We start from the raw sequence: 18,835 nt of genomic DNA on the forward strand, positions 1-18,835 counted from the left end.
TCACAGGCTCCCATCGTTGTTGTAACGGGCATCCAATGCCTGGATCGCAGCCTGCCACTCGTGGGGCTCTACGCGGATGAAGTGGTTCTTTTCACGGGTTTCGAGAAAGTCCACGCCCTTGCCCATCAAGGTGTCGAACAGGATTACGCGTGGCTGTTGCGCCGGGTGCGCCATGGCGGCGTCGAAGGCGGCGACCACCGCCGGCAGGTTGTTGCCGTCGACCCGTTGCACGTGCCAGCCGAAGGCTTGCCATTTGTCCACCAGAGGCTCGAACTCGAGGATTTCATGGGAGTTGCCATCGGCCTGCTGGCGGTTCAGGTCCACCAGCGCGATGAGGTTGCCCAGCTTGTGGTGCGCTGCCGAGAGTGCCGCCTCCCAGGTGGAGCCTTCGTCCAGCTCGCCGTCGGACATCGAATTGAACACCCAGGCCGGGTTGTTCTTGAATTTCAGCGCTAGCGCCATGCCCACGCCGATCGGCAGGCCCTGGCCGAGCGAGCCGCCGGAGATTTCCATGCCCGGCGTGTAGCTGGCCATGCCCGACATGGGCAGGCGGCTGTCGTCGGCGCCGTAGGTCTCGAGTTCGCTTTCCGGCAGCACGCCGGCTTCGAGCAATGCGGCGTAGAGGGCGATGGCGTAGTGGCCGTGGGAGAGCAGGAAGCGGTCGCGGCCTTCCCATTCAGGGTCGTGGGGGCGAAGGTTCATGGCGTGGCACCAGGCGGTGGCCAGTACATCGGCCCAGCCCAGTGCCTGGCCGACATAGCCCTGGCCCTGGACTTCACCCATGCGCAGGGCGAAGCGGCGGATGCGCCAGGCGTGGTGAGCGATGCGCTGAAGCGGTGAGGTGGCCGCTTCGGCGCCTTGAGCGATTATTGTCATTATGGGTTCCTGCCTTTTTGTGAGCGTAGTTGGCGCATTGATGTTGCAAATTCATCAAATAGCCGCGTACAACCTGCACTCACGCTAGCACCAGCGTTTTCTCGCTCACAAAGGATATTTTCGCAGCCATGGCTGAGCCAGATTCACTGATTGCACAACTGCGGCGGGTGCCGCTGGCGTCACTTCGTGTGTTCGAGGCAGCCGGGCGCACCGGCTCGTTCGTGCAGGCCGCGCAGGAGATCGGTGTGTCCGCGAGTGCGGTAAGCCACTCGATCAGGAAGCTCGAAGACTTGATCGAGGTTGCGCTGTTCGAGCGTACTACGCGGGAGGTCAACTTGACCGCGCCTGGCCGCGCGCTGCTTGAGTACGTGCAACGCGGCCTTGACGAAATGCACCGGGGCCTGGCGCTGATCAAGAGTGACGAACCGCGCCCGCTTCGCCTGCACACCGCACCCAGCTTCGGCATGCAATGGCTGATGCCGCGCCTGGCGCGCTTCGTGGCTGCGCACCCGGATGTTGACCTGCGGTTTTCCGCCAGCACCGACTACGCCCAGTTCGACAACGATGACTTCGACCTGGACGTGGTCTACGGCGAGCCCCGCTCGGCGCTGCATGAGAAGGTGCCGCTGGCGATGGAGCACCTGAGCCCGATGTGCAGCCCGGCGCTGGCCGGCACCTTGCGCACGCCGCAGGATCTCTACCAGCAACGGCTGATTCAATGCGATGTGCAGATGCTGCAATGGAAAGGCTGGTTCGAGGCCAATCGCCTTGTTGCGCCACGGCACTATGCGCTGCGTTTCGACCGCAGCAGCATGGCGATTGCCGCAGCGGTCAACGGCATGGGCGTGGTGCTCGAATCCAGCCTGCTGGCGCAGCACGAACTGGAAAGTGGTGCATTGGTAGCGCCGTTTCGTGGCATGACCCATGACATCCAGTACGTGGGGCACTATCTGGTGTACCCCAGGCGCCGCACCCGCCACCAGGCGGTGGAGGTGTTCAAGAAATGGTTGCTGGATGAGTTGAGCGTCGGGCGTTGTGCGTCGCCCGGCTAGCCGGCCTCTTACGGATAGCCACAACGCCCGGCTCAACGGTGGGAGGCTGTCGCCCGGCTAGCCGGCCTCCCACGGATGTGGCCACAACGCGCAGATCAAACTGTGGGAGGCCGGCTTGCCGGGCGACGTGCAACGGCGACAAGCCCGTTATTCCACCTCCATCCTCAGCAGCGAAGCCCCCAGGCATTTGCCATGTGCATCCAGCGCCAGCGAGCGCGTGACGCCGCCGCGCAACAACCCCGGCAGCACGAAATTCAGCGCATGCAACTGTGGCATCTCATAACGCCGCACGGGCCCGGCGCTGGCGTCGCGCAGGTGCGCGAACCACGCCTCTACGCGCTCGGCCGTCAGCACTTCGGCCAGCCTTGGATAATCTTCAGCCTTGTAGGCGATCACCGAGATATTCGACGTGTCGCCCTTGTCGCCAGTGCGGGCGTGGGCAAGCTGATGCAGAAACCGGCTCATGGGCAAACCTCCAGATGAACACTCGGCGGCGCCAGCTCGCGTGGCAGGTACACACTGGCGACCGCCAGCACTTCCCGCACCTGGCGGGTAGCGCCACCGCCGCCGGCCGGGCCGTTGGTGTAGAGGGTTTCCACCTCGTTAGCCAAGGCTTGCGCGCACTCGCGTGTGGCGCAGCGCCCCGCCACACGCAGCCGCACTTCCCACGGCTCGCCAGCCTGGCCAAAAGCGCTGCCGTGCAGCGAGTCGATGCCCATCAGCTCGCAACGCAGCTCCTGCACCGCCACGCCGGTCAGCGCCAGGCGCTGCTTGACGATCTGCCCGGCCAGGCGCGCGCGGGCCACGGCGTTGGGGCCGCCATAGGAGATCTGCCCCTCGCCGATCCAGCCGTCGCGATAGCCCACCGTCACCTTCAGCCGCTCCGGCCGGGCGCTGCCGCTGGCGCCGCTGGCCTGAACGAGGTCAGGCCCAAGTGGCTCGAACCGCACCGCCGAGAAGTCTGCCGTCACATCCGGGGTGAGGTAGCGGCTGGGGTCATGCACCTCGTACAACAACTGTTCGGTGCAAGTGGCCACATCGATGCGCCCGCCGCTGCCGGCGACCTTGGTGATGTGTGCGTGGCCCTCGGCATCGACCTGCGCCAGCGGAAAACCCAGCCGCGCGAGATCCGGCACCTCCTTCACCCCAGGGTCGGCGAAGTAGCCGCCGCTGACCTGCCCCGCGCATTCGAGCAAATGCCCGGTGAGCGTGCCGCGGCCACGGCGCAGCCAGTCGTCCGCCGCCCAGCCGAACGCATGTACCTGCGGGGCCAGGAACAATGAAGGGTCGGCGACGCGCCCGGTCACCACCACATCGGCGCCCATGGCCAGCGCCTCGACGATGCCCTCGGCGCCGAGATAGGCATTGGCCGACACCAGCCGTTCGCCCAGCTCGCCCACGCTCAGGCCGTTGTCCAGCTCCCATTCGGGATGCGCACGCAGCACGGCCAGCACATCATCACCCTCGACCGCAGCCACCTTCAGGCCATGCAAACCCAGCTCCGCAGCGATGGCCTGCACGCAGCGTGCGGCGGCGCGCGGGTTGGCCGCGCCCATGTTGCTGATGATCCGCAGGCGCCGGCTGCCCTGGCGAACGAACGGCAGCACTGCACGCATTCGCGCCGCCAGCAACGGGTCGTAACCGGCTTGCGGGTCGGCCAGGCGCGCCTGCTGAGCCAGCGCGATGGTGCGCTCGGCCAGGCATTCGAAGATCAGGTAATCCAGCTCGCCTTCGCGAGCCAGCTCAACCGCAGGTTCCAGGCGGTCACCGGAGTAACCGGCGCCAGCGCCAATACGCAAGGTATTCATGTTCAGAAACTCCCAATGCCAGCGCGGCCAAGGTCATCAGCACGGACGCTGCGAACAGAAAGGGCAGGGTGAAGCGCTGGTGGTCGGCGAGGTCCAGCTTGCACAGCCCCACCAGCAGGAAGGTCGCTGGCGTCAGCGGGCTGACCGGAAAGCCTGTGGTGTGCACGCCCAGCAGCGAGGCCTGGGCCACCTGCAACGGGTCCACGCCCAGCGAACGGCCGACCTCGGCGATCACCGGCATCACGCCGAAGTAAAAGGAATCAGGATCGAACAGCAGGCTCAGCGGCATCGACACAAAGCCCACCAGCATCGGAATCAGCGTGCCGTGCCCCGGTGGAATCTGCTGCACCGCCACCTGGGCCATGGCCTTGAGCATGCCGGTGCCTTGCATGATCCCGGTGAACACACCGGCGGCGAGCAGGATGCTGGCCATGGTGAGGGCAGTCTTGGCGTGGGCGTCGATGCGCAGCCGTTGCTGGTCGACCTGCGGATAATTCAGGCACAGCGCGGCCACCGTGCCGAGCATGAACATCACCACCGGATCGACCCAGCCGGCGATCATCACTGCCATCACGACCAGGGTGAGCATCAGGTTGGCCCAGAACAGGCGAGGGCGGCGCAGGCTCTGCTCTTCGGGCGTGAGCACCCGCTGTGGTGCTTCCACCTGCCCGCCGCCGAGCAGGCCAAGGCGTTTCTCCTCGCGCCGGCCCAGCCACCAGGCGCAACCGAACACGAACGCCAGCCCCACCAGTTGCACCGGAATCAGCGGCTGAAACAGCTCGGCCACCGGCACGTGTAAGGCGGCCGAGGAGCGCAGTACCGGGCCGGTCCAGGGCAGGAAGTTGACCCCGGCCGCCATCGACGCCACGCAGGCGAGTACGCGCCGGTCGATGCCCAGCCGCGTGTACAGCGGCAGCATCGCCGGCACCGTAACCAGAAAGGTCACCGCCCCGAACCGTCCAGGTGCACCAGCAAGGCCAGAAGCGCTGTGCCGCAGACGATACGTGTGGGCCGTGTGCCCACCGCGCGCAGGATGCGGTCGATGATCGGGTCGAGCATGCCGGCATCGGTCATCACCCCGAAGAACAGGATGGCGAAGATGAACATGCCCACCACCGGCGCGACGTTCTTGATGCCTGTGAGGATGAAACCACTGGTTTGCAGGCCGAAGCCGGCGACCAGCGCGGCAAGGACCGGGAAAGCGATCAGCGCCACCAGGGGCGATACGCGTTTGCTCATCACTGCGACCAACAGCGCAAGGATGGTGATGACGCCATAGAGGGCGAGCATGGGGGAGGGCTCCGGCTTGTTTTTATTGTTGGCTTGAGTATCGGGAAGACACGCGGCGTGTGTAAATTGCAATTAAAAGCGGCCCACATTCGAAAAAACAAAATGAAGAATGCCCTGCAACACATTCGCGCGTTCGTTACCGTCGCCCATCGCGGCAACTTCGCCCGCGCGGCCGACGACCTGCACCTCTCACCCTCGGCCCTTACCGTGCAGATTCGCCAGCTCGAAAGCTGGCTGGGCGTCGCCCTGCTCGAACGCAGCCCTCGCCATGTCGCACTCACCGCCGCTGGCCGCGAGGCCCTGCCGGCCATGGAGAAGCTGCTGCTGGATCTGGGCAACATCGTCAGCGCAGGCCAAGGCCTGGCCGCTGTGCGCCGTGGTGTGGTGAGCATCGCCGCGTTGCCCTCACTGTGCGCCGGCATGCTGCCGGAGCGGCTGGCGGTGTTCGCGCAGGCGTACCCCGGCATCGAAGTGCGCCTGCGCGACCTGGTCGCCGAGCGCATCTGCGAACGGGTGCGCAATGCCGACGTCGATTTCGGCCTTGGCGTGCAGGCCAAGCTCAGCCACGGCCTGGATTTCGCGCCGCTCATGCAGGACCGCCTCTGCCTGTTCGTGCCCCTCGGCCATCGGCTCGCCAGCGGCCCGCTCAGCCTTGCCGACCTGGACGACCAGCCGATGATCCTCACCGGCCGCGACAGCAGCGTGCGCGCACAGACCGAGCAGGTGTTTCACGAACGTGGATTGCGGCTCAAGGCGGTGATGGAGGCGAACTACATGTCGACGGTGCTGGCGCTGGTGCGCAACGGATTGGGGGTCGCACTTCTGCCGGAATCGGCCGATGACGGTGGGGCGCGACTGGTGAGGCGAGGGTTGGAGGAGGCGGGGCTGGAGCGGGAGTTGGGGGTGATTACGCGCAGCGGGGGAAGCCTTTCACCCGCGGCGCAACGGCTGGTCGAGTGCCTGCGCGGAGGTTGAAGGCGCCCTGCTTCAACAGCGGGGCGCTCTATTTGTGAGGTTGCTACGAATGGGTCAAACCTTGAACCGGCCAGCCAGCGCTTGCAGCTGCACGCTGATGCGCGCCAGCTCCGAGCTGGAGCTGGCGGTCTCCTCGCTGGCGGCGGCTGTTTGATCCGAAATGTCGCGAACGTTGGTCACGCTGCGGGTGATCTGCTCGCCGGCAGCGCTTCGCTGCTCGGCGGCGCAGGCGATCTGCTCGTTCATTGACTCGATATCTTTCACCGAGCGGGCGATCTGCTTGAGCATCTGGCCGACTTCCCGTGAGCGTTCCACGCTGTTGTCGGTCAGGGCGGCATTCTGCTCCAGCACCGTGGCCATGTGGTCGGTGCTCTGGTTGAGCCCGGCGATAAGCTGCACGATCTCCTCGGTAGACGTGCGAGTGCGCTGGGCCAGGCCGCGCACCTCATCGGCCACCACCGCAAACCCGCGCCCGGCATCGCCCGCCCGTGCCGCTTCGATCGCTGCGTTGAGTGCCAGCAGGTTGGTCTGCTCGGAGACCGATTTGATGGACGTCGACCACGCCGCCGATGCTGTCGGCATGGCCGCGCAGGGTGGTCATCACCGCCTTGGCAGCCGCCATGTCCTTGGCCAGCTGTTCGATCTGGCCCACCGCCTTGTTCACCGCAAGGTCACCTTCACCGGCCTGCCGGCTGGCGTCGAGCGCAGAAGTGGCAGCCTGGCCGGCGTTACGCGCCACTTCATGGGTGGTGGCAGCCATTTCCTGCATCGCGGTGGCGATCTGGTCGGTCTCGACCTTCTGCGACTGCACGCCAGCGCTGGTCTGTTCGGTGACGGCGGAGAGCTGCTCGGCGGCGCTTGCCACCTGCACCACGCCGTCCTTGAGCTGGCTGACCAGGCCATGCAGGTTGACGGTCATACGCTGCATGCTGGACTGCAAGGCACCGAGCTCGTCGGTGCGAGTGACGGTTTGGCGGTGGGTGAAATCACCCTTGGCCACGGTTTCGGCCATCTCCACCGTCTGTTCCAGCGGCACCACGATGGAGCGGGTGATCAGCCAGGCCGCCAACAGGCCGAGGCCGATCGCCACACCCAGCCAGATCAGCAGGGCACGGAGCGCATCGCTGATATCGGACTTCTGAAAGCCGGCCTGAATGTCGGTCAGTTGGTTGCCGAGGGCGAGCAACCGGTTGATCGTCGTGGTGATGCTGGCCTGCGCCGCGTCCACTGCCTCTTGAGCCTGAACGCTTTGCTCCAGCCCCTGCTTGTAACGGCTGGCCTCGGCAACCAGCCGCTGCACTGCCTCAGCGGGCAGGTTGGTGGTTTTGAGTGCGGAAAGAGCCGTTGATACATCGGCCACAGCACTGTTCGCGGCGGCTGCTGAGTCCTTGCTGGGGATCGCGATGTAGTCGCGGAACATCAGATGCATTTTCTGCAAGTCGAACGTGGCTGCCGCGAGCTGTTCACGCGCCTGGTAGCTGTAGGCCTCAGCGTTGGCCTCGCTCGACAGTGCTTTGAGCTGCACGCTCAGCGCCTGCGCAGACGTTGACGCAGCCTTGCGTGCCGTATCGCGCTCACGTGTCGAGGCGACCGCCTGTTGGTAGAAGGTTCGATAGCTTTTGAGCAGGTCGCTTACCTCGTTCAGCAATACGACGTTCTGCTGGGAACTGAAATTCGGCTGGATCGCATGCGCCTGGGCCTCGATCTTGTCCAGGGCGGCGAGCCACTTGCTCGCCTGCTCATCGGAACCGCTCACGTAATACACCAGGCGCTCGATACGCATGTCCCGGGTCATGGTGCCGAGGCTGGCGATATCGCGCATGCGATCACTGCGGTCAGCCAGGTTCAGTGCAGCCTGCCAGCCGGTGTAGGCGACCAGCAGGATCATCGCGATCAGGAGGGTGAAGCCCAGGGAGAGTTTGGTGCGTACGCTGAGGTTGTCGAAAGCGTTCGAGCGAGATTGCTGCATGGGAGGAGTACCAAAACGGTGAAAGGGCGGGACAAGGAGTAATGGCTCTTTGCCTTCATGCTGTCTTTTTAGCATTCCTGAATAGTTTGCGCGCTAAATATATTTTTTGAGTGTTGGCGAACGCCGCCGAAACGGGGTGGTCATTCCGTTCATCGGCAGTGTCTGGCCTGCATGTGAATGGTGGGGTAGCGGTTGCCCACACTGAAGACAGCCGCCGTAGAGGGGTTGTAGCCAAGGTATTGATCTCAAGCCCGATAACGCAGAGCCCTGGAGGCAGAGCGACATGATCCGACAAGCAGTCGCCAGTGATGAGCCCGATGTAAGAGATTGCGCTGAACGAGCCTATGCCCGTTATGTACCGAGGATCGGGCGCAAGCCTGCGCCGATGATTGCGGATTTCGCTACGCAGATAGCGGCGGGCATCGTCTATGTTGCGGCGGATGAACACGCCAACTTTCAGGGGTTTATTGTGTTCCATGCCAAGGAAGGGCATTGCTTATTGGAAAATGTGGCCGTTTTGCCCAGTGCGGCCGGGCGGGGCGTCGGGAAGGCATTGATCAGGTTTTGTGAGGGTACTGCCCGTCAATGGGGGATGAGCGCTGTTCAGTTGTATACCAATAAGAAGATGACGGACAACCTCTCGATCTACCCCAGACTGGGTTATCTGAAAATAGGTGAGCGCTCGGAAGAAGGTTTTGATCGTGTGTATTTCGAGAAGAAATTTCAATAACCGCAGCGGTGAAGGCACGGTGTGCGGTTTCGGCCAGGTTTTTGCGCAACCCACGGCGTCACTCGAAAGAAGTCACGAAGCGGGTTTGAATCTCCGCACCGGCTGGCGGAAGCGCATTGATCATTACGGCGGCATTATCACCTTGGTTGAGATAGGCCAAATAGTCGCCTGTTTCAAAGGTTACCCTGAACCCTGCCAGCCAGGGCTCGGAGTTGATGAAGGCGTCAAGGATTCCCTCAACCGAGCATATGATTGTGCCCTCCAAGTGAGTGGCCGATAAGTCTGCAAGCAGGTCTTCTCTTCTCCATGAGCATATGGCGTTCGGCTCTATTTCGAAAGACGGCGGTACTTTACCTGGCGTCAGGTCGGCACCCACCCGCTCGCCGTCATTCAAAATATACATGGATAGTACTTCGCCCTCGCCGAACTGCCATGTGAGAGAACCTGTATCTTCCAGGTATTTTTCATCGTTGAAATAGTACTGGTCGTGTAGGAGCGCGTTCAGCCGCTTTCCTGTAAGGGTGCGGGCATTTATCAGATATTGAGCTTCGCTCATTTTAGGTCTGGGTGGTTTTCAGGCATTTGGCATTTCCTGTGGCGGATCACGCAATCAGCGACTGTGAAAAATTCATGATGTGTATCAGAAGGATACTGATTATTGAAACTTGAAAAAATAAAAGGTCAATTGAAGGCTTTTGATCGGTAAAGAAAGAAGGTTAGTAGAAAATGCCAAACACATCGCCTTCTTCTACGAATTGACGCGAGTCGCGTAAAACCTGCTCCAGAAGGCAGGGTCGCGTGCTACTTTCTTGGCGTGCCGGGGATCTGAAGAGTGTGCCTCTTTCAAACGTAGTGATCTCAGCGCTCGCCGTTCTGCTTCCTGCAAGATAATCACTCAAGCGTGAATCATGTGCTGGATGATTTCCAGCGCGTGGCGTCTGACCCATGTGAGAGGCGGCACCCCAGGCTCCTTAGATCCGCCGATCTGTTCTGGATGGGAGGCAATGTGGTCAGTGCTGCGGTACTTGATGGCCGAGCATAGCATGTTGTCAAGGCGCCTTCGAAGCGCAAAGTCGGGCGGCCCGTGGGGGGGGCAAACGAACTTACGCTTCATGCGCTAAACGGTAATAACGCACGGTGGTCTGTAACTTTCGAAATGATGTTGGTTCGTGAGCAAAGAATTTGAGGCTTTAGTCAAAGCTTCTGACCAGGCATCCAGAACATGCGCTGACGTACTGGTGAGCGATCGGACTTAGTGTGTGCGCTTGGTACGAGGGAGGTGGCTGCGAAGATAGGCCGAACGGCCCTGAATCGAAAGTTGGAGCGGGTAGAGGGAATCGAACCCTCAACTAAAGCTTGGGAAGCTTTCGTTTTACCACTAAACTATACCCGCTTGAAGGCTGCACTTTTTACCAGAACCTCCCCCGGATGGGAACCCCAACCCCAAAATAAATCTCCCTTCCAAGCGCCTGGCAGGCTCTAAACCGCCACCGCCCGCATCGCCTTCCAGTCCCGCACCTCCCCCCGATCTTCGAAAAACCCGAGCAACACCCGCCTGTGCCCTTCGCAGGCCGCCTTGTGCTCCATGTCCAGAAAATGCCCCGCCTGCGCGATGCTCACGAACCGAGCATCACGTACGTGCCCGCCGAATGCGCGGGCGTCTTCTGGCGTGGTGTATTCGTCCCATTCACCGTTGACGAACAGCACCGGCACGTCGATATCGCGCGCGGCGGTGAGGGTGGTGCCGAGGTCGTCGTGCAGCACCTCGTTCACGTGGTGCTGGGTTTGTGCGTACTCCTGCTCGGCCAGGCTGCTCACGTGGCGATGGTTGAAGCGCTTGAACAGCGGCGGCAGGTGTTTGCCGATGGTGGCGTTGATCAGCGTGGCGATCTGCTGGCGGTTGCGGTCGGCCAAGGCCTGGCAGCCGCGGTCGAGGTAGTCGCGCATGGGCGGATTGATGATCGGCGAGAAGGAGTTGACCACTGCGCTTTCGATGCGCCGCGGGCGCTGAGCGAGGGCCAGCATGGCGCAGGCGCCGCCCCAGGAGAACGACATCACATGGCTTGCGCGAAAGTGCTCGATCAGGTCGAGCAGGATGCGGCTCTCCTCGGCCTTGCTGATCAGGTGTTGATGGCCGTTGTGCTCGCGGGATTTGCCGGCGTAGGGCTGGTCATAGAGCACCACGTTCAGGCGCGGGGTGAGGTTGCGCACGGTCTGCGCGAAGGAGGCGGTTGTGGCCAATGAGCCATTGACCAGGATTACAGTGCTGGCGCCTGGGTTTGAGCGGTAGAACTCCGTGTACACCCGGTAGGGGCCTTGTACATTCAGTACGGCGGTTTCTGGCCTCATGGTCGTCGACTCCTGGCGAAAAACGAGTACTTGCGCAGAGGGACTTTGCAGGGGGCATGTGACAGAACGATGGGGCGTGGGTGACGATTCGATAGGCGGGTGCCTGTGCTAGACGGATTGCGGGCCTAGTCGCGCGGCAAGCCGCCCTCCCACCGGGTTGGCTGAGGCGCAGATCACCCCGTGGGAGGCCGGCTTGCCGGACGCCGTGTAACGGGCGACGCAAAACGGCCGAAGAAAAGCCATGGAATCCCCCACTGGGTGAAGAAGGAGGATCAGATCTGCTCGATCTCTTCAGCCGTCAGGGCGCGGTATTGGCCCGGCTGCAGCGCAGGGTCGAGCAGTAGCGGGCCCATGCTCAGCCGGTGCAGGCCGGTCACGCGGTTCTGGAAATGGCCGAACATGCGCTTGACCTGGTGGTAACGGCCCTCCACGAGGCTCAGCTCGGCCATATGGCTGCCAAGGCGCACGAGGGTGGCCGGCTGCGTGGTGAGGCCTTCGTAGGCGAAATACAGGCCTTGGGCGAACACCTCGGCGTAGTGCTCGCCGATCGGTTGCTCGGTATACACGCGGTAGCGCTTGTGTTGCTGGCTGCCGGGTTGTGTGAGGCGGCGTGACCACTGGCCGTCGTTGGTGAGGATCAGCAAACCGGTGGTGTGGTAGTCCAGCCGCCCGGCCAGGTGCAGGCCTAGGCGGTGCTCGGGGGCGAGCAGGTCGAGCACGGTGCGGTGGCGGGGGTCGCTGGTGGCGCTCACGCAGCCGGTGGGTTTGTGCAGCATGTAATAGCGCGCCGGCTCGCCGGCCTGCAGCAGGTGTTCGTCGACCTCGGCGCGGTCGAAGGCGCTCACCTCGTGGGCTGGCTCCCGGCACACCTGGCCGTTGACGAGCACGCGCCCCTGGGCAAGCACCAGCCGTGCCTGCTGGCGATTGAAGGGCCCGCGCAGGGCGATCAGGCGGTCAAGGCGCATGCTGTTGCAGCTGTTCGAGCACGCCGGCGCAGCGCGGGCACAGGCAACGGGCGTTGCGCAGCTCAGGCGGCAGTGCCAGCAGGCGCTCGGCGTTGATGGTGACCCCGAAGCACCAGCACGGCTCAGGCGTGCCGGCGGCTACCGCGCAGCCATTGCGGGCGCCGCAGGCCGGGCACAGCGCCTCAGGCGCGGGGGCTGTTGGTTTGTTCACAGCACACCCGGTTGCGGCCGCTTTGTTTGGCGCGGTAGAGCGCATTGTCGGCGCGGGCGATGACCTTCTCCAGGTTGTCGCCCGGCTGCATCAGCGTCAGGCCCACGCTGGTGGTGATGTGCAGGGCGCTGCCGCGGTAATGGAATGCATGGGCCTCGGTGCGCTGCCGCACTTTTTCAGCGATGGCCTGGGCGGCGTTGCCGTCGGTGTCCTTGAGCAGCACGATGAACTCTTCGCCGCCCCAGCGGCTGATGATGTCGCTGGTGCGCAGGGTGTCGCGCAGCACGTCGGCGAAGCCTGCCAGCACCTCGTCGCCGGCCAGGTGGCCATGGGTATCGTTGAGCACCTTGAACTTGTCCAGGTCGAGCATCAACGCGCTCAGCGGCGCGCCGGACCGCTGCACGTCGCTCAGTGCCTGGCCGGCCAGCAGGTTGAAGCCACGACGGTTGGGCAGGCCGGTGAGGCTGTCCTGGGTGGCCAGGGTTTCGACGTGGCGCTGATAGCGGCGCAGCACATGGCTGAACACCAGCACCATCAACACAATGGCCAGGCCGCAGATCGCGAGATTCAGGTACAGCGATTGGCGAATGCCGGAGAGCGCGCCGTTCTCGCGTTTATCGACGAACAGGTACCAGTTGAGCTCAGGCAGGTAGCGCACGTTGAGAAAGTGCCCGCTGCCCTGTTCGCGATACTCGTACTGCCCATCGCTGGGCCGGGGCAGCCGCACCATCAGGTCGGCCAGGGCGGGGATGTTCTGCAAGCGGGTGCCGGCGCGCGCGCCCTCCGGCCCGCCATTGGCGCCGGTGAGCATCAGCGTGCCCTGGCTGTCGACGAAATAGACCATGCGCCCGTAGCGCTGCTGATAGCGGTCCAGCAACTTGATCACCGCATCTACCGTAAGCCCCACCCCGGTGGCGCCGATGAAGCGGCCCTGATAGTCGAACACCTTGTAGTTGATGAAGAAGGTGAGTTTGTCCTGGTTGGCCATGTCCAGGTCGACATTGATCTCGGAAGGCTCGGCCATGTCGCGCACGCGGAAGTACCACACATCGCGGGGTTCAGCCTGGTCGATCTTCTTCAGCACGCCCTTGGCCTGGTAGTAGGTGCGGGTCTGCTCGGAAACGAAGAACGCGGTGTAGGCGCCGTAATGCTCCATCACCTCGTTGAGGTAGCGGGTCATCTGCTGCGGGCTGTTCTCCCCACTCATCACCCAGTCACGCAGGAAGGTGTCGCGCGACATCATCGAGGCGATCAGCGCCGGGCGGATGAGGTCCTTCTGGATTTCCGAATAGACGGTGTCGGAGGTCAGCGGCAGCTCGGTGTTGACGATGCTGTCGCGGATCGAGCTGCGGGAGGCGTAATAACTGAGCAAGGACGTGGCAATCAGTGCGCCGGCCAACAGCATCACCAGCGCCGTGATCAGCGGCTTTTGGGAGAAGAGGGAGGAGCGCGAAGGCATGTCGATTCCATGAGCTGGTGTCCTGTGGCCAGCATTCTACGTGGAATTGTTTGCGCGCGGCGCGCTGAAACACTCAGCTCAAGCGGCCACGCGAATGTTCTGCAACACCACCGGGCGCGCCCAGGCTTCGTCGAATTGCAGCTCGTATTGCTGCTGCGCCATCTCGGCGGCCGAATAAGGCGTGTTCGGCGGCGGCAACAGGCCGGTTTCGAACTCGGCGATCGGCAGGTAGAGCGCGCGCGGGGAGGGGCCCGGGCCGGGCGTCGGGAGCGGTTTGCCGTAGTTCATCACCACCGGGCGTGCCCAGGCCTCGTCGAATTGCAGCTCGTACTGCTGCTGGGCGATTTCTTCAGGCGGGTAGGGCTTTGCGGCCTTGGGCAGCAGGTCGGTATCGAGCTCGGCGATCGGCAGGAACAGCGGCTTGGGCGGCTCGATCACCTTGTCGGTGATGGGGCAGGCGCGCTGGTCGTTGATCTGCTCAAGGGTCGGCTCACCGCTGGCGGGCGCTGCGTTTTCGTCGGCGGGCAGGGCGAGCAACTCGAAAGTGCCCTCGGCACCGGCCTCGATGTCGCCGCGGCGCTCGGCCTGGGCGCGGGCGAAGAAATCCTCCCACAGCGTGCTACTGCCGCCCAGAGTCTGGACGTTGCGCTGGCTGTAGTTCCCGACAGGGGAGACGTAACCGACAGGGGCGGAGACGAAATCGGACATGGGATTCGGGCGCTGGCTGAGTTCTGGCAAAATACCGGACACTGTTGCTATCGGCCAGCCCGGCCGTCGCTTTAACCGCCTCGTGAGAAACCCCATGCCAGACCGACAGACGGCGCCTGTGTTGCAAGTTCAGGCGCTTGGTGCCGCCCATTCCTCTCTCGCCCGACAATGGGCCGAGCGCCTGGCGCTTCCGTTGTTCGATGGCCAGGCCGAGCTTGCCTTGCAGGTCGGTGATGCTGGCCTGCAATTGCAATTGCTTGGCCCGCAGGCGCCGGGGCCGGTGCGGGTGGATTTCGTCGAGGGCGCCGCAGCGCATCGGCGCCAGTTCGGCGGCGGCAGCGGGCAGATGATCGCAAAGGCCGTGGGTGTGCAGGCGGGCGTTCGCCCGCAGGTGCTGGACGCTACCGCGGGCCTGGGTGGCGATGCCTTCGTGCTGGCCAGCCTGGGCTGCACCCTGCAGCTGATCGAGCGCCAGCCGGTGATCGCCGCGCTGCTTGAGGACGGGCTGGCGCGTGCGGCGCAGTCGGCCGATACCGCCGAGATCGCTGCGCGCATGCAACTGCTCAAAGGCAATGCCATCGAGGTGATGCAAGCCTGGCCGGGCGAGCCGCCGCAGGTGATCTACCTCGACCCGATGTTTCCCCATCGCGACAAAAGCGCATTGGTGAAGAAGGAGATGCGCCTGTTCCGGCCACTGGTGGGGGATGACCTGGATGCACCTGCCTTGCTGGCAGCCGCACTGGCCTTGGCCACTCACCGCGTGGTGGTCAAGCGCCCACGCAAAGCGCCCGCCATCGAAGGGCGGGCGCCAAGCCTGGTGATCGAGGGAAAGTCGAGCCGGTACGACGTCTACCCGCTCAAAGCGCTCAAACCTGGGCCGCGTTGAGCAGCCCGAGCCTGGTTACGCCGCCTGGCTGCGCCGCTGCCGGCTCAGGTAATCGGCCAGCGCCTTCTGCTGCTCAGGCGTGGTGAACAGGCCGACCTTCGTGCGGCGCCAGAGGATGTCCTCGGCGTCCACTGCCCATTCTTCGCGGCACAGGTAGTCCACTTCCCGGGCGCTCAGCCCACCCCCGAAATCCTGGCCCAGGTCTTCAATGCTGGCCGCGCCTTCGACCAAGGCCCAGCTGCGGTAGCCATAGGTGGTGGCCCAACGTTCAGCGGTGCTTGCCGGCAGCCAGGCGTTGCGAGCGAGCAACTCGGCCGCGAGAGCCTGCGGCGTGCTCATGTTTTCACCACCTGGCAGTGGCGCCTTGGCCGTCCAGCTGCCTTTCATGTTCGGGAACCACGGAGCGAGGTCCGCCATGGCGGATTCGGCCAACTTGCGATAAGTGGTCAGCTTGCCGCCGAACACCGACAGCAGCGGTGGCTCGCTCTTCTCGCCCGACAGCGCGAGCGTGTAGTCACGGGTGATGGCAGAAGGGTTGTCGGATTCATCGTTGCACAGCGGGCGAACGCCTGAGTAGGTGCGCACGATATCGCTACGCGACAGCTGTTGTTTGAAGTGATTGTTGATCACTTGCAGGATGTAGTCGGTCTCGCCCTCGGTAATCGCCACCTTGGCCGGGTCGCCGGTGTATTCGCGGTCGGTGGTGCCGATCAGGGTGAACTGGCCCATGTATGGGATAGCGAAGACGATGCGCTTGTCTTCGTTCTGCAGAATGTAGGCGTTATCGCCTTCGTACAGGCGCGGCACTACCAGGTGGCTGCCTTGAATCAGGCGTATGCCATAGGCCGATTCGAGCTTGAAGTCTTCGCGCAGCAGCTGCGCTACCCACGGGCCGGCAGCGTTCACCAAAGCCTTGGCGCGGATCGAGAAGGAGGTGCCATCGGCACGCTCCATGTTCAGGTGCCACAGCCCCTCGCTGCGGCGGGCGCCTACGCAACGGGTGCGGGTGTGAATGTGCGCGCCGTTGTCACGAGCGGCCTGGGCGTTGAGCACCACCAGGCGGGCGTCGTCGACCCAGCAATCGGAGTATTCGAAACCGCGCTTGAGTTCAGCCTTCAGCGGGTTGCGCGGGCCGAAGCGCAGGCTGCGGGACGCAGGAAGTTTTTCACGCTTGCCGAGGTGATCGTAGAGGAACAGGCCGGCGCGGATCATCCAGGCCGGCCGCAAGTGCGGCTGATGTGGCAGCACGAAGCGCAATGGCTTGACGATGTGCGGCGCCTTGGCCAGCAGCACTTCGCGCTCGGCCAGTGCCTCGCGCACCAAGCGGAATTCGTAGTGCTCGAGGTAGCGCAGGCCGCCGTGGATGAGCTTGCTGCTCGCCGAAGAGGTATGTTTGGCCAGGTCGTCGCGCTCACACAGGAACACCGACAAACCGCGGCCGGCGGCGTCCGAAGCAATGCCGACGCCATTGATGCCACCGCCAATCACGGCAACGTCATAGGCCTCGGCCAGAGGGGGGACGGGGGTAGTGTGTCGGAACATCGGGGCAGCCTCCCAGCATTCGCACGGCGGTGGTCGGTTTCGAATTCGAGTGAAACCGGACGTTCAATGTTCATTTTCGAAAATAGTAGCGCAACAAAACGAGCATCGCTACCCAGCTTCGATTGATAAATTCGATCAAAGTGCAAGAAAAAGAACATAAGCGAACATTGCCACCGCCGGCCGGCGGTGGCAGGGAGGCGGTCAGACGACTTCCAGGCGGACCTTGTGCTCGTTGAGCACCGTCATGAGGGCGGGCGCTGGCGCTTCGTTGGTCACCAAGCAATCGACCAGGCCGATCGAGCCCATGCGCACCATGGCATTGCGCCCGAACTTGCTGGAGTCTGCCGCCAGGATCACCTGCCTGGCATTGGCGATGATGGCCTGGGACACGCGCACTTCCTGATAATCGAAATCCAGCAGGCTGCCGTCGCCTTCATCGATGCCGCTGATGCCCACCAGCGCGTAGTCGACCTTGAACTGCTGAATGAAGTCGGCGCAGGCCTGGCCGACCACGCCACCGTCGCGGCGCACGGTGCCGCCTGCCAGCAGCACCTCGAAATCGTCCTTGCCGCTCAGGATGGAGGCCACATGAATGTTGTTGGTGATGATCTTGAGCTGCTGGTGGTTGAGCAACGCACGGGCGATGCATTCGGTGGTGGTGCCGATATTGATGAACAGCGAGGCGTAGTCGGGGACTTGCGCAGCGACCTTGTCGGCGATGCGCTGCTTCTCATCGCGCATCTGGTCGGCGCGCATGGCGTAGGCGGTGTTCTCGATGCTCGAGTCGTACGCGGCGCCGCCATGGTAGCGGCGCAGCAGGTTGCTTTCGGCCAGTTGGTTGATGTCACGGCGAATGGTCTGCGGAGTGACCACAAATTGCTGGGCCATCTCCTCGATGCTCACATAACCGCGCTCACGCACCAGTTCGAGGATCTGCTGCTGGCGGGGGGCAGGTTCATAGGAGTCCTTGGGCTGCCTTCGGGATGGCCGCATCATGCCGGAGCAGGCGGCCGCAAAACAATGCACCGGGTTATTGCACTGCGACGATGGCATAGCCTTTGGCGCCACCTTCGAGATTGAGCCTCACCTCATCGCCTTCGCCCAGCCCCCTCAGTGCCTGGCCCAGCGGCGCTTGCGGGTGATCACCAGCCAGGGCTGGCCTTGCAGCTCCAGGCGCAGGCCGGCCGCGTCAGGGCCCAGGAACAGGTTGCGGGTGCTGCCATCATCGGCGCGCAGCTGCAGCATGTCGCCGGTGCGGATGCCCACTTCCGGATCATGTGCTTGCACCGGCAGCGCGCGGTAGAGCGCCAGCGCTCGGGCAATTTCCTGCAGCCGGCGCGCCTGGCCGTGGGCCAGGTAGAGAGGCCTCAAGGCCGCGAGTGTCGTACTTGTTCTCGGCTTTGCTTTCTTCGTGAGTGGCCGCTTCGCGAGCGGTCTGCACCGCGCGGGCCAGCAGGTCGTGGTCGTGTTCGAGGGTGGCGACGATGTTCGCCAGTAACGCGGCTTTGTTCATGGTTAGCGGCACAGGCGCGCGACGTTCTCGCGGCTTTGGTCGGTGGGGGCGTTGCGCGACTGTTCCAGCCAGAACTGGCATTGCGGATTGCTCTGGTTGGCAGGGTCACGGCGCGCGGCGTCTTCGTATTGGCGCAGTTGCTGGCTGTGCAGGTTCTGCTGGTAATGCTGGAACATGGCGTCACTGCCTTGCGGCGCCGGCGGTGCTGGCGCAGGTTCGTTCGAAGGCGGGGGTGGCACCGGGGCGCGCATGGCTGCGGGCGGCGGCAACGGTGGCAACTGCGCAGCAGGTAGAAAGCGCCAGGCCAGCCAGCCGCTCAGGCCGATTGCCACTGCGCCGAGCCAAAGGCCCAAGGCAATACAGAGGATCAGTTGCAGGGTGAAAAACGGCTGTTCATCGGTGGGCTCCCAATGCGGTTTGCGGCCATTGTGGCACAGTGGCCAGCCTTTGCTTGGCGAGCGGATGGCCCGCGCGGCAGAATGCGCGTTCATTTCAGCGAGGC

The 18,835-nt window shown here is 63.6% G+C and carries 18 protein-coding genes, 1 tRNA gene and 3 pseudogenes; 4 read left to right on the forward strand and 18 right to left on the reverse strand.

Going from position 1 to position 18,835, the window contains the following annotated elements; translation table 11 throughout:
* The gene (locus LN139_RS02615; RefSeq protein ID WP_236358484.1) at nucleotides 1–876 is read right to left on the reverse strand and encodes a transketolase; all 876 of its coding nucleotides are present in this window, start codon (nucleotides 874–876) and stop codon (nucleotides 1–3) included.
* 128 nt (nucleotides 877–1,004) lie between these two features.
* On the opposite strand from LN139_RS02615, the gene LN139_RS02620 reads away from it, so the two are divergent.
* Nucleotides 1,005–1,928, forward strand: a complete 924-nt coding sequence (locus LN139_RS02620) for a LysR substrate-binding domain-containing protein (RefSeq protein WP_236358486.1) — start codon at nucleotides 1,005–1,007, stop codon at nucleotides 1,926–1,928.
* Nucleotides 1,929–2,075: 147 nt separating this feature from the next.
* Here the strand turns inward: LN139_RS02620 and LN139_RS02625 are convergent, their stop codons facing one another.
* The 3 genes and pseudogenes from LN139_RS02625 to LN139_RS02635 form a co-directional block, all read right to left on the reverse strand.
* Nucleotides 2,076–2,393 (reverse strand): AtuA-related protein, encoded by a 318-nt coding sequence (locus tag LN139_RS02625; protein WP_236358488.1) that lies wholly within the window; start codon nucleotides 2,391–2,393, stop codon nucleotides 2,076–2,078.
* Entirely contained in the window at nucleotides 2,390–3,736 is a 1,347-nt protein-coding gene (locus LN139_RS02630) for an acyclic terpene utilization AtuA family protein (RefSeq protein WP_236358490.1), read from the reverse strand. The genes LN139_RS02625 and LN139_RS02630 overlap by 4 nt, the downstream gene beginning before the upstream one ends.
* Nucleotides 3,693–5,026 (reverse strand): annotated as a pseudogene (locus LN139_RS02635) (CitMHS family transporter). Before LN139_RS02635 ends, LN139_RS02630 begins: the two are co-directional and overlap by 44 nt.
* Nucleotides 5,027–5,128: 102 nt before the next feature.
* Between LN139_RS02635 and LN139_RS02640 the strand changes: the two are divergent.
* Nucleotides 5,129–6,001 carry a LysR family transcriptional regulator gene (locus tag LN139_RS02640; RefSeq protein WP_236358491.1) on the forward strand — a complete coding sequence of 291 codons (873 nt, stop codon included), beginning with the start codon at nucleotides 5,129–5,131 and terminating at the stop codon, nucleotides 5,999–6,001.
* Between the two features lie 54 nt (nucleotides 6,002–6,055).
* On the opposite strand, the pseudogene LN139_RS25070 reads toward LN139_RS02640, so the two are convergent.
* Nucleotides 6,056–6,550: pseudogene (locus LN139_RS25070) on the reverse strand (methyl-accepting chemotaxis protein); the annotation flags it as partial.
* Entirely contained in the window at nucleotides 6,447–8,045 is a 1,599-nt protein-coding gene (locus LN139_RS02645) for a HAMP domain-containing methyl-accepting chemotaxis protein (RefSeq protein WP_442964371.1), read from the reverse strand. The pseudogene LN139_RS25070 and the gene LN139_RS02645, both read right to left, overlap by 104 nt.
* Nucleotides 8,046–8,253: 208 nt before the next feature.
* Here LN139_RS02645 and LN139_RS02650 point away from each other — a divergent pair, with 208 nt between their 5' ends.
* Nucleotides 8,254–8,700 (forward strand): GNAT family N-acetyltransferase, encoded by a 447-nt coding sequence (locus tag LN139_RS02650; RefSeq protein WP_236358493.1) that lies wholly within the window; start codon nucleotides 8,254–8,256, stop codon nucleotides 8,698–8,700.
* Between the two features lie 58 nt (nucleotides 8,701–8,758).
* Here LN139_RS02650 and LN139_RS02655 read toward each other — a convergent pair whose 3' ends face one another.
* The 8 genes from LN139_RS02655 to LN139_RS02685 form a co-directional block, all read right to left on the reverse strand.
* On the reverse strand, nucleotides 8,759–9,256 hold the full coding sequence (locus LN139_RS02655) for a hypothetical protein (RefSeq protein WP_236358494.1): 498 nt from the start codon (nucleotides 9,254–9,256) through the stop codon (nucleotides 8,759–8,761).
* 339 nt (nucleotides 9,257–9,595) lie between these two features.
* Nucleotides 9,596–9,814, reverse strand: a complete 219-nt coding sequence (locus LN139_RS25365; RefSeq protein WP_442964372.1) for a hypothetical protein — start codon at nucleotides 9,812–9,814, stop codon at nucleotides 9,596–9,598.
* Between the two features lie 205 nt (nucleotides 9,815–10,019).
* A tRNA-Gly gene (locus tag LN139_RS02660) sits at nucleotides 10,020–10,093 on the reverse strand.
* An 86-nt stretch (nucleotides 10,094–10,179) separates the two neighbouring features.
* Nucleotides 10,180–11,049: an alpha/beta fold hydrolase gene (locus tag LN139_RS02665; protein ID WP_329611001.1), complete on the reverse strand. Its 870-nt coding sequence runs from the start codon at nucleotides 11,047–11,049 to the stop codon at nucleotides 10,180–10,182.
* A gap of 272 nt (nucleotides 11,050–11,321) precedes the next feature.
* Nucleotides 11,322–12,014 carry a pseudouridine synthase gene (locus LN139_RS02670; protein WP_236358495.1) on the reverse strand — a complete coding sequence of 231 codons (693 nt, stop codon included), beginning with the start codon at nucleotides 12,012–12,014 and terminating at the stop codon, nucleotides 11,322–11,324.
* Entirely contained in the window at nucleotides 12,004–12,225 is a 222-nt protein-coding gene (locus LN139_RS02675; protein ID WP_236358496.1) for a cysteine-rich CWC family protein, read from the reverse strand. The genes LN139_RS02670 and LN139_RS02675 overlap by 11 nt, the downstream gene beginning before the upstream one ends.
* Complete coding sequence (locus tag LN139_RS02680) at nucleotides 12,197–13,684, reverse strand: sensor domain-containing diguanylate cyclase (RefSeq protein ID WP_236358497.1); 1,488 nt, start codon at nucleotides 13,682–13,684, stop codon at nucleotides 12,197–12,199. The genes LN139_RS02675 and LN139_RS02680 overlap by 29 nt, the downstream gene beginning before the upstream one ends.
* A gap of 78 nt (nucleotides 13,685–13,762) precedes the next feature.
* Entirely contained in the window at nucleotides 13,763–14,392 is a 630-nt protein-coding gene (locus LN139_RS02685) for an energy transducer TonB (RefSeq protein ID WP_236358498.1), read from the reverse strand.
* Between the two features lie 94 nt (nucleotides 14,393–14,486).
* Between LN139_RS02685 and LN139_RS02690 the strand changes: the two genes are divergently transcribed.
* Nucleotides 14,487–15,278 carry a class I SAM-dependent methyltransferase gene (locus tag LN139_RS02690; protein WP_236358499.1) on the forward strand — a complete coding sequence of 264 codons (792 nt, stop codon included), beginning with the start codon at nucleotides 14,487–14,489 and terminating at the stop codon, nucleotides 15,276–15,278.
* A 15-nt stretch (nucleotides 15,279–15,293) separates the two neighbouring features.
* Here the strand turns inward: LN139_RS02690 and glpD are convergent, their stop codons facing one another.
* The 4 genes and pseudogenes from glpD to LN139_RS02710 form a co-directional block, all read right to left on the reverse strand.
* The gene (gene glpD / locus LN139_RS02695) at nucleotides 15,294–16,820 is read right to left on the reverse strand and encodes a glycerol-3-phosphate dehydrogenase (protein WP_236358500.1); all 1,527 of its coding nucleotides are present in this window, start codon (nucleotides 16,818–16,820) and stop codon (nucleotides 15,294–15,296) included.
* A gap of 201 nt (nucleotides 16,821–17,021) precedes the next feature.
* Complete coding sequence (locus tag LN139_RS02700) at nucleotides 17,022–17,813, reverse strand: DeoR/GlpR family transcriptional regulator (protein WP_236360231.1); 792 nt, start codon at nucleotides 17,811–17,813, stop codon at nucleotides 17,022–17,024.
* Between the two features lie 37 nt (nucleotides 17,814–17,850).
* Nucleotides 17,851–18,333: pseudogene (locus LN139_RS02705) on the reverse strand (transcription elongation factor GreAB).
* A gap of 2 nt (nucleotides 18,334–18,335) precedes the next feature.
* Nucleotides 18,336–18,824: a hypothetical protein gene (locus LN139_RS02710; protein ID WP_236358501.1), complete on the reverse strand. Its 489-nt coding sequence runs from the start codon at nucleotides 18,822–18,824 to the stop codon at nucleotides 18,336–18,338.
* Between the last annotated feature and the right edge of the window lie 11 nt (nucleotides 18,825–18,835).

Source organism: Pseudomonas sp. KNUC1026 (assembly GCF_021650705.1).
Taxonomy (GTDB): domain Bacteria; phylum Pseudomonadota; class Gammaproteobacteria; order Pseudomonadales; family Pseudomonadaceae; genus Aquipseudomonas.

Excerpts from the sequence above, each read along its gene's own strand:
- LN139_RS02620 (WP_236358486.1), top strand. The coding sequence starts at position 1,005 with ATGGCTGAGCCAGATTCACTGATTGCACAACTGCGGCGGGTGCCGCTG.
- LN139_RS02615 (WP_236358484.1), bottom strand. The coding sequence starts at position 876 with ATGACAATAATCGCTCAAGGCGCCGAAGCGGCCACCTCACCGCTTCAG.
- LN139_RS02665 (WP_329611001.1), bottom strand. The coding sequence starts at position 11,049 with ATGAGGCCAGAAACCGCCGTACTGAATGTACAAGGCCCCTACCGGGTG.
- LN139_RS02710 (WP_236358501.1), bottom strand. The coding sequence starts at position 18,824 with ATGAACGCGCATTCTGCCGCGCGGGCCATCCGCTCGCCAAGCAAAGGC.
- LN139_RS02690 (WP_236358499.1), top strand. The coding sequence starts at position 14,487 with ATGCCAGACCGACAGACGGCGCCTGTGTTGCAAGTTCAGGCGCTTGGT.
- LN139_RS02645 (WP_442964371.1), bottom strand. The coding sequence starts at position 8,045 with ATGCTAAAAAGACAGCATGAAGGCAAAGAGCCATTACTCCTTGTCCCG.
- LN139_RS02685 (WP_236358498.1), bottom strand. The coding sequence starts at position 14,392 with ATGTCCGATTTCGTCTCCGCCCCTGTCGGTTACGTCTCCCCTGTCGGG.
- LN139_RS02680 (WP_236358497.1), bottom strand. The coding sequence starts at position 13,684 with ATGCCTTCGCGCTCCTCCCTCTTCTCCCAAAAGCCGCTGATCACGGCG.
- LN139_RS02655 (WP_236358494.1), bottom strand. The coding sequence starts at position 9,256 with ATGAGCGAAGCTCAATATCTGATAAATGCCCGCACCCTTACAGGAAAG.
- LN139_RS02625 (WP_236358488.1), bottom strand. The coding sequence starts at position 2,393 with ATGAGCCGGTTTCTGCATCAGCTTGCCCACGCCCGCACTGGCGACAAG.
- LN139_RS02630 (WP_236358490.1), bottom strand. The coding sequence starts at position 3,736 with ATGAATACCTTGCGTATTGGCGCTGGCGCCGGTTACTCCGGTGACCGC.
- LN139_RS02640 (WP_236358491.1), top strand. The coding sequence starts at position 5,129 with ATGAAGAATGCCCTGCAACACATTCGCGCGTTCGTTACCGTCGCCCAT.
- LN139_RS02650 (WP_236358493.1), top strand. The coding sequence starts at position 8,254 with ATGATCCGACAAGCAGTCGCCAGTGATGAGCCCGATGTAAGAGATTGC.
- LN139_RS25365 (WP_442964372.1), bottom strand. The coding sequence starts at position 9,814 with ATGAAGCGTAAGTTCGTTTGCCCCCCCCACGGGCCGCCCGACTTTGCG.
- LN139_RS02700 (WP_236360231.1), bottom strand. The coding sequence starts at position 17,813 with ATGCGGCCATCCCGAAGGCAGCCCAAGGACTCCTATGAACCTGCCCCC.
- LN139_RS02670 (WP_236358495.1), bottom strand. The coding sequence starts at position 12,014 with ATGCGCCTTGACCGCCTGATCGCCCTGCGCGGGCCCTTCAATCGCCAG.
- glpD (WP_236358500.1), bottom strand. The coding sequence starts at position 16,820 with ATGTTCCGACACACTACCCCCGTCCCCCCTCTGGCCGAGGCCTATGAC.